The sequence below is a fragment of the Ruficoccus sp. ZRK36 genome (genome assembly GCF_019603315.1).
Lineage (GTDB): Bacteria > Verrucomicrobiota > Verrucomicrobiia > Opitutales > Cerasicoccaceae > Ruficoccus.
This window is the reverse complement of record NZ_CP080649.1, coordinates 1,035,679-1,052,308: the sequence shown is the minus strand read 5'-3', so window position 1 is coordinate 1,052,308 and position 16,630 is coordinate 1,035,679. Positions and strand designations below refer to the sequence as shown.

Annotated in this window: 10 protein-coding genes and 1 pseudogene; 4 read left to right on the top strand and 7 right to left on the bottom strand. The window is 57.1% G+C overall.

The features are described 5' to 3' along the window. Positions 1–193: 193 nt before the first annotated feature. The gene (locus tag K0V07_RS04600; protein ID WP_220623363.1) at positions 194–2,467 is read left to right on the top strand and encodes a hypothetical protein; all 2,274 of its coding nucleotides are present in this window, start codon (positions 194–196) and stop codon (positions 2,465–2,467) included. A gap of 83 nt (positions 2,468–2,550) precedes the next feature. Here the strand turns inward: K0V07_RS04600 and K0V07_RS04595 are convergent, their stop codons facing one another. After that, a complete protein-coding gene (locus K0V07_RS04595; RefSeq protein WP_220623362.1) occupies positions 2,551–3,978 on the bottom strand; it encodes an MFS transporter in 1,428 nt (475 codons plus the stop codon). A 265-nt stretch (positions 3,979–4,243) separates the two neighbouring features. On the opposite strand from K0V07_RS04595, the gene K0V07_RS04590 reads away from it, so the two are divergent. Further along, complete coding sequence (locus K0V07_RS04590) at positions 4,244–4,933, top strand: hypothetical protein (protein ID WP_220623361.1); 690 nt, start codon at positions 4,244–4,246, stop codon at positions 4,931–4,933. 597 nt (positions 4,934–5,530) lie between these two features. After that, positions 5,531–7,843, top strand: a complete 2,313-nt coding sequence (locus K0V07_RS04585; protein WP_220623360.1) for a LamG domain-containing protein — start codon at positions 5,531–5,533, stop codon at positions 7,841–7,843. An 82-nt stretch (positions 7,844–7,925) separates the two neighbouring features. On the opposite strand, the gene K0V07_RS04580 is transcribed toward K0V07_RS04585, so the two are convergent. The 6 genes and pseudogenes from K0V07_RS04580 to K0V07_RS04555 all read right to left on the bottom strand — a co-directional run bounded on the left by K0V07_RS04580 (position 7,926) and on the right by K0V07_RS04555 (position 14,730). Further along, the gene (locus K0V07_RS04580) at positions 7,926–8,837 is read right to left on the bottom strand and encodes a glycine betaine ABC transporter substrate-binding protein (protein WP_220623359.1); all 912 of its coding nucleotides are present in this window, start codon (positions 8,835–8,837) and stop codon (positions 7,926–7,928) included. A 19-nt stretch (positions 8,838–8,856) separates the two neighbouring features. After that, positions 8,857–9,537: pseudogene (locus K0V07_RS16650) on the bottom strand (ABC transporter permease subunit); the annotation flags it as partial. An 845-nt stretch (positions 9,538–10,382) separates the two neighbouring features. Further along, the gene (locus K0V07_RS04570; protein ID WP_220623357.1) at positions 10,383–11,585 is read right to left on the bottom strand and encodes a glycine betaine/L-proline ABC transporter ATP-binding protein; all 1,203 of its coding nucleotides are present in this window, start codon (positions 11,583–11,585) and stop codon (positions 10,383–10,385) included. Between the two features lie 90 nt (positions 11,586–11,675). Then, positions 11,676–13,103, bottom strand: a complete 1,428-nt coding sequence (locus K0V07_RS04565) for a hypothetical protein (RefSeq protein ID WP_220623356.1) — start codon at positions 13,101–13,103, stop codon at positions 11,676–11,678. 558 nt (positions 13,104–13,661) lie between these two features. Further along, positions 13,662–14,054: a DUF2750 domain-containing protein gene (locus K0V07_RS04560; RefSeq protein ID WP_220623355.1), complete on the bottom strand. Its 393-nt coding sequence runs from the start codon at positions 14,052–14,054 to the stop codon at positions 13,662–13,664. A gap of 244 nt (positions 14,055–14,298) precedes the next feature. Continuing rightward, entirely contained in the window at positions 14,299–14,730 is a 432-nt protein-coding gene (locus K0V07_RS04555; RefSeq protein ID WP_220623354.1) for an immunity 22 family protein, read from the bottom strand. Positions 14,731–15,202: 472 nt separating this feature from the next. Here K0V07_RS04555 and K0V07_RS04550 point away from each other — a divergent pair, with 472 nt between their 5' ends. Then, on the top strand, positions 15,203–16,600 hold the full coding sequence (locus tag K0V07_RS04550; protein ID WP_220623353.1) for a site-specific integrase: 1,398 nt from the start codon (positions 15,203–15,205) through the stop codon (positions 16,598–16,600). The last annotated feature ends 30 nt before the right edge of the window (positions 16,601–16,630 follow it).

The following is a 16,630-nucleotide window of genomic DNA, read 5'->3' as shown; positions in this document are numbered from 1 at the left end:
AGGTGGAGGTTATTCAGCCCGCGGAATCATTTAAAATCAGCGACGGCAAGACCGGCTTGACTGTGTGACTAAGCTTAGCTTTGCGAACCACCGCTCAATCGCCATCCTTTCATGCTGCCCCATTGGCATCCCTTCCGAACGCGATCAATAACTCTACCCCTGCAAACAACCCTTTGACCCAATACGAACACCCATGACCAAGCCCACCTTCGGACACTTTGACCCCTCCCGCCAGGAGTTCGCCATCACCAACCTGCGCACTCCGCGCGACTGGTATAACTATGCGTGGAACGACTCCATCGTCGGCCTCTTCGCCCAGAACGGGCAGGGCGAAAGCCTCGTGCAGGACGGCAAGGGCCACCGCTTTCATGTGGCCGGAGACCGCCGGGTCTACCTGCGCGACAGCAGCACCGGTGAGCACTGGAACCTCAACGCCCTCCCCTGCTCCGCCTACGAAGGGGCCCAATGTCGCCACGGCCTGGGCTACACCGAGATCGAGAGCACCTCACACGGCATCCACTCGGTCTTCGGCTGGTTCATCCCCAACGAAGGCCCCTGCGAGTGCTGGAGCATCGCACTGGAAAACCAGAGTAACAGCCCGCGCGAGCTGGACCTGTTTGCCTACATGGGTACGGCCTTCGACGGCACCTACCGTCCGCAGATCTACTATCCCGGACACGGGAGCTTTCACCCGGAGCTGGACACGGTTTGCCTGAGTAAGCACCAACCCTACCAGGGTGCGGACGCGGTCAAGGTATTCATGACCATCGACCAGTCCGTGCTCAGTTACGACGCGGCCGAAAATGGCTTTATGGGTCGGGGAACCGTCGAGAGTCCGGATGCTGTTGCCCTGGGCAGTTGCTCTAACACCGCCTCGGAAATGGAAAAGAGCTGCTGCGCCCTGCAGTCCCGTATCACCCTCGCCCCCGGCGAGACAAAAACCGTTAACGTCCTGGCCGGCGGTGTCGTCAGCCTTGACGAAATCCGCGCGTTACGCGAACGCCTCTTTAGCGCAGGTGCCCCGGAGCGCGAAGTCCAGGCGGCCCGCACCCGGATCGAAAAGCAGCTCGGCTCCGACACCATCGAGACGCCCGACCCGCTCCTGAACGATTTCTTCAACCCCTGGCTCAAGCGCCAGCTCACCCTCGGTGCACGCTGGGCCCGCGTCCGCCATAATGGTTTCCGCGACCAGATGCAGGACATCGGCGCGCTTGCGCTCCTGTGTCCCGAGGATGCCCTGCGCGAAGTTGCCCGCGTATTGGCATTTCAATACGCCAGCGGCTACGCCCCGCGCACCTGGCTCGACGGCAAGATCCTCGACCACGACTTTTCCGATAATCACGTCTGGATCGCCTACACCGTTAACCGCCTCATCATGGAGGCCGGTGACAAGGCCCTGCTGGAGACGCCCATCCCCTTCAACGACGGCAGCCCCGGCACACTCTACGAGCACGTCAAGCGCTCCGTCTCCTACTACGACACGGACCGTGGACCGCACGGACTGATGAAGATTCGCTCCGGCGACTGGAACGACTGCCTCAACCGCATCGGCTCCAAGGGCCAGGGCGAAAGCGTTTGGCTGAGCATGGCCTGGGCCGGTGCCTGCCGACAGTTTGCAGAGCTGGCCCGCCTCTGCGGGAAGGATGAGGACGCCCGCCAGGCCGAAAAATGGGCCGACGACATGGCGGACCTCATCGACCAGCAGACCTGGGATGGCGAGTGGTATCTGCGCGCCTGTCATGATGACGGCGGCTGGCTCGGCGGCTCGGAGAACGAGCTCGGCACCCTCTTTTTACTACCGCAGGCCTGGTCGGTCTATACCGGCATCGCCAAGGGTGATCGCGGCGCAAAGGCCATGGACGCGGCTGATCGCCACCTGACCACCCCGCTAGGCACAGCATCGGTCCTCAATCCCTATCCGCAGCCCGACTCGCGCATCGGTGCCATGAGCGAGAAGACCGCTGGCACCCATGAGAACGGAGGGGTTTACCTGCACGCCTGCGCCTTTAAGCTGGCTGCTGACGCCCGACTCAAGCGCCACGATCAGGTGGCCTTCGCCCTGAAGACCATGCTGCCCTTCACCGACTCCGAGGAGCGCAAGCCCTGCGAGCCCTACGTGTTCTGCAACAGCTATTTCACCATCAAGGACTCCTACCGCTACGGCACGACCGGCCAGAGCTGGGGCACCGGCACCGCCGGTTGGTTCTACTACGCCCTGACCTGCCACGTCTTCGGCATCCGCGCCGAGTGGGAAGGCCTGCGCGTGGACCCGTGCCTGCCGCCGGACTGGGAGCATTGCCAGTTCCAGCGCAGCTTCCGCGGGACGCGCTACCTCTTCCGCTTCGAGCAGAAAGCCCCGCGCGGCAAGCTGCTCGAAATCCGCGTCGACGGGCAGCCCATCGAGGGCAGCCTCATCCCGGTACAGGATAAAAAAGCCGTCACCGTGGACGTCGTTCTGGGTGCGTAGCCGCACATGACACGCCAGCTGGAGCGTTCGCATGCGGCTCCGGCTGGATGGGGCCTGTCGGGGTCTGCACCTTCGGTACAGCGCTACTTTTCCGCTGTTTCTGCCGCGGGCTTCGGGTCATCTTCGTCATGGCCGTTGCCACGCGGCACGAGATTGATGGAGACCGCGACCCAGCGGAAAGGCCGAAGCACGCTGCTGCTGTCAAACGCAGGCAGCGGCTGCGGCGCAGACTCCTTGAGCCTCCCAAAAAACGGGAAAAGCACCACCATCATGACGATTGAGGCGATCAGGTAGTAGCTGAAGTGCTCGATATTCATGCGGGCGGGCGGGCCGGGCTCCTTCAGGAACCACCCCCACAGGATAGGCGCCAGCCCTCCGAGAAAGCCCACGACGGAGCTGTGAATAGCCAGCACCAGCGCGCGTTGAGCGTCGTTACTGAGCTGGGGCGAGTACTTCAAATTTCCCTGCATATTCAGCGCAGCACCAAAGCCCACCACAAAGTACGCCACCGGCAGCCAGTCCAGCCAGCCGGAACCACCATGCACCAGAAGCAGCCAGTAGGTAAAGACCAGCGCCTGTAGTATCAGGAACAGCTTGAAGACCGGTCGCGCACACAGACCATCGATAAAGTTACGCAGCAGCAGTGCCCCCAGCACACTTCCCACGACCTGCACGGCCATAAAGACCAGGATGCGGCCATCGGAGAGTTCTGCATGCACGCGCAGGTAGTACGTCGTAAATGGGGCAAAGGCGTTACCGACCGCAGCGACCGACAGAACCAGCCACATGTACTGGCGGAACTTCCCCGGACGCAGGCACAGCCGGGGAATTTCCCGTGCCATCAGTCGCAGGTCAAAACGTTGCTTCACCTCGACGTGGGGCAGGCGGGATATGAAAAAGACCGAGCCAGCCGAGCCCAGCAAGGCCAGCACATAGAGCAGCGCAAAGGCCGTCCAGGGCGAGAGCAGAGCCATCAGCCCGGCCGACAGCAGCATGGTCAGGCACCCGGCAATCCCCGTCAGCGCCTGCTCTGTCGTATAGTAGCGCCCGCGTAGCCCCATCGGCAGCAGTTGATACATCCAGGGGAAAAACAGCGCGCTGCCCATCGCCCGAAACAGGCTGAACAGGATAATACTGGCCACCATGAGCATGGCCATCCAGGGCGGCGGGTCATCCGGGCGGCTCAGGGCGAGGCCCAGCGGTATAAACAAAAATATGGAGCGCAGCCCCCAGGCCAACATCATCTGCCGCTGGTAGCCGAGGTAGGGCAGCAGGCCCGTAGCCAGCACCTGCACCGGCAGCAGCAGAAAGACAGAGGCGTAGGCCAGACCGACCTGAAACGTCGTCGCCCCGAGCTGCTCACACAGCAGCACCATCGGGGTGCCCAGAGCGATCATCCAGGTAAAGGCGTTACTGGCGCCAAAGGAAAGACCGTAGCGGAAAGGCGGTGCGAACGGCGACGTAGCCGTCAAATGAGGAGGTTCAGGTTCGGGCTCTGATTCAAGGCTCATGCAGGGGGTAGAACGGTTCGTGTCGGATGGGAACTTCTCGGGAAGGAGTTGGCGTCCGAGGCGTTATCGTGATTTCCAGACGTAAAACAGTGGTCTTGCTCCTGGCTGGCCCGTGTAAGCGGGTCGTTTGATAACAAGCTAGCCCTAATTCGCCCCCCTGAGCAAGCCCCGAGGACTTATAAATCACTGAAACTGTTGAGAGACAAAAGGCGCAGCCCCACAAACAGGATTGTCCCCGGCCTGCCTAGCTCCATAACCTGACGGCATGAAACTTCGGAGCATCGATCTCTTTGGCCGGGCCGGCGGAAGGGTGCGCGACCTCAGCGGCTTCCGCAAAGGCGTGCACCGCATCCCCGACTCCGTCAATGAGCGTACGCGGGAGTTTGTCGCGCGCATCGCTGCCGAAGACATCACCGCAGAGGCTGATGCCCTGCGTGACCAGCTCAAGAAGAACTTCCACTACAAGCGCAAGGAGCTCAACTACGCCTGCGAGGGAGCCCACGCGCTCATCTCCACCAAGGACTTTGACCTGACCATCACCTACGCCCACGACGAGGATGACCGGCAGGCCTACTCGATCGAGTATCAGATCACGAATATCCACAACCCCGAGGCCCTGCGCGACACCGGCCTGCAGGCGATACTCTTTCGGCATTTTGATGAGGTCCGCATCACCCTGGAGGCCAGCTATCGCATCGAGGACCTCATCGACACCGTCGAGGAAGAAGACCCCGCGAACGTCGAGCTGGAGTACCCGGAGGATTGCTCCGAGGTGACAGTCCTGATCGATGGGCGCGGCTGGTACCTGCGCTTCATGCCCCATGGTATCGCCGTCCTCAGCCGCTCTCCAGACTCCCCCCTGCAGATGATCAACCACCTCCAGGAGTGCCAGGAATGGGTCCGCGAAAACCCTCAGCTCCAGGCCCTGCTCGAAGGCGAGAAGCGCGTTAACTGATAGGAGTCCGGTTTACCGTCACGACCAGGCTTTCCATGACTGCTGCCAACAATCCCCTGCCGGTAGGAATTCTTCGCCGTCAGTTTCACCGGCGATTTACCCGACTAAAACACAATTCCTCAAGACACCGACTCAAGCTTCAAGGCCTGAGATATGTCACCCGTACTTTCCGAAAAAACCCAAAACTGGCCAAAGAATCTATTTTTCGTCTTAATAAGCAAAAAATCTGTATTAAGCGTCTTCAGTTTATTTCTTACAGTAAACCGTGTTAGGAACGGAAGTTCATAAATCAAATCACCTAGGCCTATGAATTTAAATGAATCAACATCTTCGGCCTTCAAGGTACTGCCTCCTACATAGAAATGAACTCTAATCCATCCATCATGAAAATCTACTTTTCGGATCAAGCGATGGGGTTCAATTACTATAGCTATAAAAACTACTAGAATAACGATAGGAATTAAGAAGCCCATATCTATCAATGACTATATTTCACATCGGTAGAATCAAAAGTAAAATCGCTATTATCCGTCGTACAAATCAATGCGGCATCATGGGACGCATAGGAAACGAGGGCGTATATAGATGAGCTCAGCCATGAGGTTACTCCCTACCCTGCTCATGACGGCTGTCCTCGCTGCGATCAGTTCTGCCTTTGCGGATACGGCCCCCAGCGCCATCGCCGAAGGAGCCATCTTCTACGCGTCCTTTGATGACACTACGCAGCAGGCGAACTTCGCCCGCGGCGAAGACGACATCGCCAACCCCGGCTCAAGCACGGTGGGCCGCGTAGGTAACGCCACCCAGACCCACGGCCAACCCTTCCGCTTCTACTGCAACGGTAACTTCAAACAAAGCCGCGGCACCCTCTCTCTGTGGGTTCGTACAGACGCGGACTTTCTCCCGCCCACAGACGGGCCGGCCGACCTGCTTCGCCTGCTCCCCGGTAACTTTAACCTCACCGTGCTGCCGCCTGCCGGTCAGCTCACCTTCATGACCGGGGACAGCCTCCCCGACGAGGACTTTCAATGGAGCTACGGCTGCCGTATCCCCTGGAAGCAGATTCCTCCGGCGCGCTGGACGCATCTCGTGCTGGTCTGGGATGCCTCACGCAACACCCGCGCAATCTACCTCAACGGAGAGCTCGCCGCCCAAGCGGAAAGCTCCCTCATGCGCAAAGGTGATCACGGACGCGAGATCGAAGCCGGGGCAATTCCGGGCGCATACGACGAGCTCACCGTCTGGGACCGCGTCCTCAGCGAAGAGGAAATCCGAACGCTCGCCACTCAACCTGAGAAAGCCGCCCAAGCGCTGCATACACTGAAACGCGATTGGCGCTGGGAGAGCTGGCCCGCCAAGGCACAGCTCGTCTACCGGCATTTTACCGACTCGATCATCGCCCCCGGTGAAGCATTCTCCTTTGACCTCGAAGTGCGCAACGACACTCAGCAGGACATCACTGCTACCATGTCTGCCCGCTTGCTCGACTTTCACGATCAGGAAGTCGCGACCTGGGGCCCGAAGCAGATTGACCTTCCCGCGTATGACACCTTCAGCACGCCGCTCAGCTTTACCGCCGCGCGTACCGGCTTCTACCGCGTCGAGGTAGCGACCCGGGTTGGCGAGCGTACCGTAACGCGCGACATCACTACGTTTGGTTGCCTGCAACCGGGTGTGCCGCCCCGCCACGACTTCTTCGGCGGTCACATTAACGCTAACGCGGGCATGGCTGAAGTCGGCCACCAACTCGGCTTCGCCAGTAACCGTGTCCACAACATGTCACAGTTCACCTGGTGGACAAACATGGAGCCCGAGCCCGGCGCATGGACCGTCGATAAACGGCGCTACCAGCGCTACCTCGATCTCGGCTACCGGCACTACGGTCAGTGGTTTGCCACCCCCTACTGGGCGGCTCAGACGGATGGCGACCGCCTACCGCGAAAAACCACCGGCTACCCCAAAGGCTGGGTCCCCGGAAATCAGGACGCACTTGCCCGCTACGTCGAGCGTTCCATCCGAGCCTTTCCAGAAATCCGCGAATGGGAAATCTGGAACGAGCCCTACGTCCCGCGCTTTTGGAGCGGCAGCCCCGAGCAGTATGTTTCGCTGGCGCGCGTCGTTTACGCTTCTGCCAAGGCGACGGATCCGGAGATCACGGTCTTCGCGCAGTTCGCCCCGCGTGGCGAGTGGGCGCGCACCGCCCTGCGCGCGGGCATCATGGAAGCCTGCGACGGTGTCGCCTGGCATGACTACCGCTCTGCCGACACTCAACCGCAGGAAATACGCGAGACCATCGACAACCTGCGCCAGATGCTCGCCGAGGATGGTGGCGTCGAGGATGTGGACAGCATCCCGCTCGTCATGTCCGAGGGCGGCATCAGCGGCGGCTCCGTCCTGCGCGGCGTTCAGTACGAGTTTCCGGAGGCTCCGGAAATCACCGATACCGCACCTGGCCGCAGGGCCGCCATCGGCCACGTACAGGCGAGCGTTGTCCGCCTCAGCATGGGTATAATGCGGCAGTACTACTACGCGCATGTCCCGCTCAACGCGGCATCCCTCCCGCGTGTCTCGGGCCGCGTCAGCACGATGGAGCTCACAAACACTCCACGCCCGCTCGCGATAGCTCAGGCTATTCTCGTGCGGATGCTCGACGGCGGCACCTTCGAGCGCGAGATCGTCCTCAACGGCGGCGACCTGCGCCTCTACCTCTTTAACCGGAGAGATGGAAAAACGCTGATCATCGCCTGGACCGAAAACGAAACAAGCGCGTCCCTACAGACCCCCGGCACCGCTCATGACCTCATGGGCAACCCGCTGCCCCAACAGCCCGGCAGCACAATCACCGTAACCGGCGAGCCCATCTACATCCTCTGCGACGAATCACCGGCAGAGATTGCCGAGGCCTTATAAAAAAAGAACTCCTCCCCACGCCGTCATGAAAAACCATGACACACGCAGGAAGGAGTCCTGTTGCGCAAAAAGGTGTGCGAACTTAGTTCGGCAGCCAGGAACCCACGAGCGGCTCGTTACGGGCCATCCAGTCGCGGGCCACGTCGTCGGGGTTGGCCGAGGAGCCGGCTTCGCTGATGGCATCCATCAGGTCAAGCAGCTGAGCCTCCGTCAGGCTGTAGTTGATGAAGAGCTGCGCCAGATCCGGATAGTCCTTGGCGAACCCCTCGCGACCGACAACCTTGACCGCATCAATCGGATAAACACCCTGCGGGTCCTTCAGGACCTTGAGGTCGAAGCGGGAGAACATCCAGTGCGGCTTCCAGCCGGTGACGACGATGGGCTGTTTAGCCTCGATTGCCTTCTGGAGCGCAGCAGTCATGGCCGGTCCGGATGAGGCGATCTGCTCCAGCTTGAGGTCGTAGGTGTCGATAGCCTTATTCGTGTTGGCGTAGATGCCAGCACCCGTACCGATGCCGACGATTTTTCCGTCGAGCTCATCCGCGATACCGTTGAGGTCCTCGATCGAGTTCACATCCATGTAGGCGGGGACGACCAGACCGGTAACACCATAGCCGTAAACCGGGCCAAAGTCTTCCAGGTTCTCGCCGTACTTGTCCCAGTAGGATTTGTGCGTATTGGGCAGCCAGGCGTCGATCATGATGTCTTCACCGCCATTGGCCAGCGAGGTGTAGATCGTGCCGGGGTCGGCCTGCGTCAACTCGACATCGTAGCCGAGTTTATCTTCGATGACGCCCTTGATCAGGTGGGTCATGGCAATGCCTTCGGCCCAGTTCGGGTAGGCGATCTTAACCGTGTTGCTGACCGGTGCGCTTGAGGCTTCGCTTTCGGAAGCGGACGTACTGGATGCTGCCTGTTCCTTGCAGCCGACAGCAAACAGAGCAGCCGCGGCGGCCATCAGTGCGATGATGGTGTAACGTTTATTCGTTTTCATAAAATAATAAATTTGTGTGTTAGTGCTTCTTTTGACTGCCCAGGGCCTGGGTCAGCCGGTCGAGGTAGATGGCGAGGATAACAATCGAAATGCCGCTCTCGAAGCCGTAGCCAATCTGCATCTGGGTGATGCCGCTCAAGACAGCCTCACCGAGCCCACCGGCCCCAATCATGCCGACGATAACAACCATGGAAAGCGCGAGCATGATTGTCTGGTTCAACCCGGCCAGGATGGTCGGCATCGCGATCGGGAGCTGCGCCTTAACGAGCATCTGCCAGTCGTTGGCGCCAAAAGCGTGTGCAGCCTCAACGACTTCTTCGGGCACCTGACGGATACCCAGCGTAGTGAAGCGCACCGCCGGGGGCATGGCAAAAATCAGCGTGGCAAATGCGCCCGGAACGACCCCGAGGTTAAAGAAGATCACGGCGGGGATCAGATACACAAAGGCCGGGAGCGTCTGCATAAAGTCCAGTACGGGACGGATGATTTTCTCCGCCAGCTTACTGCGCGCAGCGAGAATCCCCAGCGGTACACCGATAACCAGGGCAAACCCCGTGGCTGCCAGCACCATGGCCAGCGTCAACATCGTCAGGTCCCACATGCTCATCGACATCACAAGCAGGAAACCGATCACTGCCATGGCAAACATGCCAGTACCGGCGATGACAAAGGCAAACAGGGCCAGCAGGGCGAGGATCAAGGCCTTACCCATCCAGGCCAGACGCTCCGGGTCGAGCCGGGTAAACGAGGCCAGCGCCTGTTCACTGGCCTGCTGCACATTCACGTCAGTCGAGACAGCCTGTACGATCTGTAGTTTTTCGGCAATACGCGCATACGTGCGTGTATTCAAAACATCAACACGCGCCTCCGGCGCAGTGACCCTCTTCAGCATTCCAACAACCGGCTCCACATCCTTGATCAGGCTGAAGCTCTCGTAGTAGTCGATAGCGTCATCCAGATCCTCCGTCTGTGACTGATCCAGCCCAGCCTCGTCTGCCTCGGCCCTGAGCGTCTTCAGGGAGACTAAAATCTCCTGGTATTCATCGGCATCGACGTCGCGCAGGCTGATCCCCGCGACACGTGTCTGGCGGGCCAGCTTGCTGCCGCGCTCGACCTGCACACCAAATTTATTCAGGGCTGTCGTCGCTGGGTCTGTCGTTTCGGGCGCGGCCTTATCCAGCGCAGTGACGACAGCCTGCAAGTCGGCCTGTATGGCCGCACTCTTCTCAGGCGTCAGCATAGCCCGCAGCTCAGAGAGCCGGTAGCTCTCGATACCACCCACGACCAGACACGCAACAACGCCGGCTGCAATCGCCAGCGGCAAACGCACCCGACGGCAAAACGCAACAGCCACCAGCAGCCCAAAGAGAAGGGCTACAATGACGGAAGGATAAAGCACATGAGGCTCTAGTAGAAAAATGTTTTCAAGAAACACGATAACGGCTTTCACCGCCGTGCTGATGACATCGAACAGCCCCTGAAGGTTGTCCTTCAGAAAGTTTACAATGTGTTCAAAAAAATCGCCTACAGGTATTTTCATACGTCTCAGCTCCCCCCAATGGCTCCAAGGATGGCGGCGCGCGTCACGATCCCCTTAAAGTGTTTATTCTCCTCAATCACAGCGATGGGAAGCGCCTGCGCCGAAGCGTCGCTGAGCATGTCAGCGATCAGGTCGTCCACCTTCGCCGTGCGCATATCCTCCTGGATGATCGAACGCAGGTTCCACTTCTCGCGATCATCTTCCGCGCTGGGAACTTTCTTGCACAGCTGCATGACGTCATCGACCTTCACGTAGCCCAGGAAGTGGCGATCCTTGTTGACCACCACCATGGTGGATGAACCAATCTGCCGCAAGCGGCGTGCGCACTGGTGCGGGCCTGCCGTATCGTAGACGACATCGGTCGGCTTCATGATGGAGCTCGCCGTCAGCACCTTCGAGCGGTCCACATTTTCCACAAATGCTTCCACGTAGTCGTCGGCCGGATTGGCCAAAATATCTTCAGGCGTGCCGATCTGCACCACCGCACCGTCCTTCATGATCGCAATGCGGCCGCCGAGTTTGAGAGCCTCGTCGAGGTCGTGCGTGATAAAGACGATCGTCTTGTGCATCGAGGCCTGCATCTCCAGAAGCTCATCCTGGAGCTGCACGCGGATCAGTGGATCGAGAGCGGAGAACGCCTCGTCCATCAGCAAAATCTTGGGGTCATTGGCCAGCGCGCGCGCCAGACCGACACGCTGCTGCATGCCGCCGCTGAGCTCGTCGGTCATCTGATACTCGTAGCCCTTCAGACCAACCGTTTCGATGGCCTTCATGGCGCTGTCATAGCGCTCTTCTTTCGGGACATCCTGTATCTCCAGCCCGAACGCGACATTGTCGATCACGCTGCGGTGCGGGAGCAGCCCGAAGCGCTGGAAGACCATGCCGAGCTTCTTACGCCGCACTTCGCGCAGGTGTTTCTTGCTCATGCCGACGACGTTCTCGCCGTCGATCATGACCTCTCCAGAGGTCGGCTCGATCAATCGGTTGAGGCAACGGATGACCGTTGATTTCCCGCTTCCCGACAGCCCCATGACCACGAAAATCTCGCCCTCCTCAACGGTGAACGAGGCATCGTTAATCCCAACCGTACAGCCGGTCTTCTTTAAGATTTCCTTCTTGCCCTTCCCTTCCTTGAGCATCGGCAGAGCTCGCTCGGCAGGGTGTGGGCCGAAGATTTTGTACAGGTTGTTAACCTCAATTAAACTCATGCTCTTGCAAAGTCGTACCGTGGCAAGCCCGCCAAGGCCCAGGGGTTATCCTCTCTCCCTGGCGGGCCCAAATCCGGAACGGCTACTCGATCAGAAGTAGTAGCCGAAGTTAATGTTGATGCGGTACTCCCAGGTCTCGTTCAGGTTCGCTCCGAAGTTCGTGTACGGATCACCGCCGACGAAGTAGTTGCCGTTGGAGAACGCGGTCTCGGTATAAATGTACCAGCGTCCCGCAGCCCAAGCCGCCCCGACGGTTGAGAGCGCGCTGTTTTTGAAGGCCTGGCCGGTAGCATCGTCGTGACCATACTTGATGATGTTGCTGTACTCGATGTACGGCGTGACGGAGTCGAGCCAGTCGAGTTGATCAACCTCGTAGAAGTAGCTCAGGCTGATCGCGGGGATGAGCCCCTCGGTGGCCACACCTTCTTCGTAGGAGTAGGCACCCATCGGTATGAGCTCGTTGTCGCCCATGCCATTTTTATCGATGCTGTAGTTATAATAAGAAAGCTGCATCTGGAGCGTCCAGTCACCGAGGCGATGGACCGCAAAACCGGAGACGGCGTACATGCTGCCATCATCGTAGCCGCCTGTGCCATTCAAGTGGCCAACCTGCAGCGAGGTACCGAGGTCCGCCTTCAGGCCGAAGTACTCGGTGTGGTAAATGCCGCGGAAGTTCAGCTGCCCGTCCTGCTGGTAGCCACGGCCGTAGGCCGCCTTGACCGGGTCATAGGAATAGCGAGCGGAGTCAGCGTAGGCATTGTTGGGGCCGTTTGGGCCGAGCCAGCTACCTTCGCCGCAGAAGTAGATCGCGCCGTCCAGTGTCCAGTTACCGACATCGGTCGTAACCTTGATCCCGGTGTCCATGTCGTCAGAAAGCCCTACGTAGTAGTGCTGGTCGAAGAACCAGCTGTTGGAGATCCCGTAGGGGCCGGGGCCGAAGGGCACGCGGTTGATACCGGCCTGGATTTCCATGCCATCCTCGAAGCGATAGCCGAGCCACAGAGTGTGCATGAAGCTGTAGCCATCATACCAGCGGTACTCCATTTTACCGATGAGCCAGTCCTCGTAGTCCAGGTCAAAGTTGAGCCGGAAGGTATCGAGCTCGAAGTTACCTCCGTTGCTGCCACGCGAGGGGCCACCGCTGCCATCACTGGGGTAGTCGCCGTAGATGTAGTTGGCGCGAATCGCACCGCCCACCGTCACCGGGCCGATCTTAAAATCTTCCGGATCGAAAAGATAAAAAACTTTTTCCGGGGCATCCTCCATCGAGTCGGCGACCTGCTCCGGGTTACCGGTCTCATCCTGTAGTAAGGGGGCTTCATCCAGGGGGGCGTAATTGCCGGCATCCGCGGCAATCTGCTTCTCCTGCAGTTGAGCCTGCGCCTGCTGGAGCTGGACCTGTAGCTGCCGGATCTGCTCCTGCAACTCCTCAACGGTAGGCTCAGCCGCGAATAGCGAACTGGCTAAGCCCACGCACGTGACAACGATAGCGATAGTATGTTTGCGTAGTTGAATCATGTTACTGTAGGGACGCCGAAAAAACGCCCGTTGTGTGTGACACCGCCCAGAGCAACGTCACTGTCCAATGTATATTCGCCGTAACCTCTGGCGCGTAGCTACGCCTGACTGCGAATGTGGACAACACCCATAAAACAAGGCGAAATGCACGCCTCAGCGGATGTTTATGTGGGGCCACAATCAGAAGGCCGTCTAATTATGTCAAAGGTAAATATTATTTTTTCTATCCTTGACATAAAACCCCGCCACCAGGAACTCCCAAGTAAAATCACCTAACCGGCTGGCAGTTAGAAAGCTAAAAAAGTAGCCACGCCAGACAGATGCATCCGAATAATGACGCACGAAATACCGGCACACCGGAGAATCTCCCAGATATAAGCCCTAGACACTATACAGCCCCCCAACCGCAACAACCGCCCTCATCGCACACGGACATCGCTCTGCCAAAAGGCAAACGATACACTACCGACGTTGCAATGCGCCCCTGCTTGGGCCGAGGAGTTAGTCGCGTTTAGAAACATGGCACCGCGCGTGCTAACGTTCTGCCGTCGGTGTTCACTACTCAAGGCGTGATAGCTCTTCATTTAAATCCTCCAGTATTTGATTTGCTGATGCATTTACACTACCGTGTTCGGGAACAAAAAATACACCGGGGAGGATGCCATCACTACCAAGTTTAGGCAAAAGATCATTCATAAAATCTGATAGAGGTATTTCTTCTGGGCTGTAATTCTCCCATTCGTTGGTTGCGCAGAGTTGAGCAAACTCCATGGCAGGCCAAAAAGGAAATACGGTATTCCCCTCGGACGACTGTGTTAAAGCCCATCCATTTTGATATAAACCCCAAACCATTTCCCAGTCGGCAACCTTCTTGATGAAATAGGAATAACGCTTTGGGGCACTCAGTCCCATAACAGATCTAAGCTGCTTTTCATTTATGCGTGGTTTCATAAAACTAATCCTCTTTCTCTTTTTCTACAGGCCTCTCTTTGTTTTTTCTTCCATAATCATCGTATTTGTGCTGTGAGGTAATGATGAGGTCAGGTCAATAAGTTAAACATTGTGAAACCCCTATACATTGAACCCTGTCCTTCGTTAGTGTCAATATATGTAGAATATTTAAATTATTGGCCTGACCCCTTCAGTATGGTGCGAAAAGCAAGTAAGGAGGTGGGGGAGGGGGGGGGGGGGCGAATCAGCGATATTTAATCGTCCCCACAAACGTTAGTGGAGCAGATTGATTCTTCATTAAGGCAGCATCATACCGAAAATCATAAGCAATAAACATACAAGAGGCCTCAACAATATTCAACCTCTTAGCCGCCTCTACACATTTCATTTCAAATCGTCCTGCTTTCGAAAAATCTTTCACTAATTCAAAAATCGATACTGGCGAAGATTCAGCCCAAAGTTCCCCAATCTTGAAAGTTGGAATCTTGATCCCAAAGTCTTTCGGAAAAATCGATTGGAGATAATCGTCTAAATCAGATTCATCAGTAAAAGAGCCAATCCATATAGAAACGACCCCCCCTTCCACATAGTCATGGTAGTCGGGACCACTAACGTCACCTTCCCCTGACACTCTAGGTTCTAACGGCTCTTTTTTTGCGAAAAATTTCTTAAACATAATAACTATCTAGTAGCGGTTTCTGTTTGAAATGAAGGGGTCACAAAATGAAGAGGTCATGTCAATAAGTTAAACATTGTTACACCCCGATACATTGAACACCGACCTTCGCTAGTATCCATATATGTAGAATATTTAACTTATGGATATGCCCCCGTCGGAACATTCAGGAGGACAACGGCACCCGTCGAGCCCCTCAGCGGTTGCCAAAAATGCACCATTTTTCCAGAGTTCCCCAGAGTTGAACCGCGTTAACCAGAGTGGACCCCCAAAGTGCTACCAGCATGAAGGTCTTTTGTTTTCAGTGATTTAGTGAAAAACAAAGTGGTCGGGGCGACAGGATTCGAACCTGCGACCCTCTGCTCCCAAAGCAGATGTTTATCATACTTTAATTGTTTTATTTAAACATCTTACGTTAATCTCACTTGCATTATCATTGCCAACTGTCTAAATAGTTGTCCAAAGTACAGGCATGGCTCGTCCAAAGAAAACAGAGCGTTTCCAGCTCCAGAAGTATGTGAATGACAGTGGCAGCACGTCATGGAGAGTAACCGGCTACTGGCCGGATGGGAAGCGTGAACGCAAAAATTTCCAGAAGAAGACAGATGCCATCGAGCACCGCACCCGGATTGAGACCGAGGCCGCTGGGATAAGCATCGGCTACCAGCTTCACCGGACCTCCCTATCCCAAGGGCAGCTCGCTGACGCCGAGAGTGCGGTCAGCTTAGCCGAAGGAAAGTCGCTTGTCGAAATCGTCACCCACTACAAGAAACTGGGCACAACCTTGAAAGAGCAGGCCGGGTTGTCGCTGGATTCTGCTCTAGACTACATTCTAAAGCACTATACACCCGAATTGGAGGAGCTATCCTTGCAGACGGCTAAAGCGTACTTTCATGAGAACAAGTCGATTCTGCGTGCGAAAACAAGAACGCACTATGAGTCATCTCTGAAATTATTGAATAAACTCGACCCGAACACTCCTATTCACCGAATAGGGATGAAGGACCTGGAGAGGATACTGAAACCATACAACAACCTGAATACCCAGAAAACCTATCGACGCGGTCTGAACACCTTCTTCAACTGGTGCGTTCGTCATCACTATGCGGTTGAAAACCCGTGCATCAGGCTAGACAAGCTTCCAGCCGACACCTCCCAGGTTTCAATCCTGTCCCTCGATGAAGCCAAGCGCCTGCTCCGAGCGTCCATGCTCTACAGCGACGGAGCCATGGCTGCGGTCATCGCACTTGGGCTCTTTGCAGGACTACGTCCCAGTGAAATCGATGACCTTGAGCCCAAGAACATCAAGGACGAGTACATCGTTGTCACAGGAGGGAAATTACGCCGTCAGATGAACAGGCGGGTTCCCAAGCCAGAGATCCTTTCCACCTGGCTGAAAAAGTTTCCATTTACAGGTCAGCCCAAGGGCGCAGCGTATAAGATGAAGGTCCTCAAAGCAGCCACTCAAGCCGAGCACTGGGTGCAGGACATCATCCGGCACACCTCGATCAGCTTTCAGCTGGAGCGCGACAAGGATGACGCTTACACAGCGTTCAACAACGGCACGTCCAGAACGATGATCGAGCGGCATTACCGCGACGTCATCGATGACCCCAAGTCCGTCGATGCCTACTGGGAAATTTCTCCTGAATCCCTGAAAACCGTCACGGTCGATCTTCCCACGGGACAAGGCCTCGACAACTGGCCCGATGACAAAGATCTGGCCAAACTGGTGTGGGAAAAACCGTTGTCGAAGCTGGCCAAGGATTTAGGCGTCTCGGACAACGCGATCCGCAAGCGCTGCATCAAGCACAAGATCGACTTGCCCAAGAACGGCTACTGGCAGCGACAACGGGCACTCGGGCTGTAGCCTCCTCCCCTGCGCAAAAAGCCCTCGACC

Coding starts and splice junctions, on each gene's coding strand:
- K0V07_RS04585 (WP_220623360.1), top strand. CDS start 5,531: ATGAGGTTACTCCCTACCCTGCTCATGACGGCTGTCCTCGCTGCGATC.
- K0V07_RS04565 (WP_220623356.1), bottom strand. CDS start 13,103: ATGATTCAACTACGCAAACATACTATCGCTATCGTTGTCACGTGCGTG.
- K0V07_RS04595 (WP_220623362.1), bottom strand. CDS start 3,978: ATGAGCCTTGAATCAGAGCCCGAACCTGAACCTCCTCATTTGACGGCT.
- K0V07_RS04580 (WP_220623359.1), bottom strand. CDS start 8,837: ATGAAAACGAATAAACGTTACACCATCATCGCACTGATGGCCGCCGCG.
- K0V07_RS04560 (WP_220623355.1), bottom strand. CDS start 14,054: ATGAAACCACGCATAAATGAAAAGCAGCTTAGATCTGTTATGGGACTG.
- K0V07_RS04550 (WP_220623353.1), top strand. CDS start 15,203: ATGGCTCGTCCAAAGAAAACAGAGCGTTTCCAGCTCCAGAAGTATGTG.
- K0V07_RS04590 (WP_220623361.1), top strand. CDS start 4,244: ATGAAACTTCGGAGCATCGATCTCTTTGGCCGGGCCGGCGGAAGGGTG.
- K0V07_RS04555 (WP_220623354.1), bottom strand. CDS start 14,730: ATGTTTAAGAAATTTTTCGCAAAAAAAGAGCCGTTAGAACCTAGAGTG.
- K0V07_RS04600 (WP_220623363.1), top strand. CDS start 194: ATGACCAAGCCCACCTTCGGACACTTTGACCCCTCCCGCCAGGAGTTC.
- K0V07_RS04570 (WP_220623357.1), bottom strand. CDS start 11,585: ATGAGTTTAATTGAGGTTAACAACCTGTACAAAATCTTCGGCCCACAC.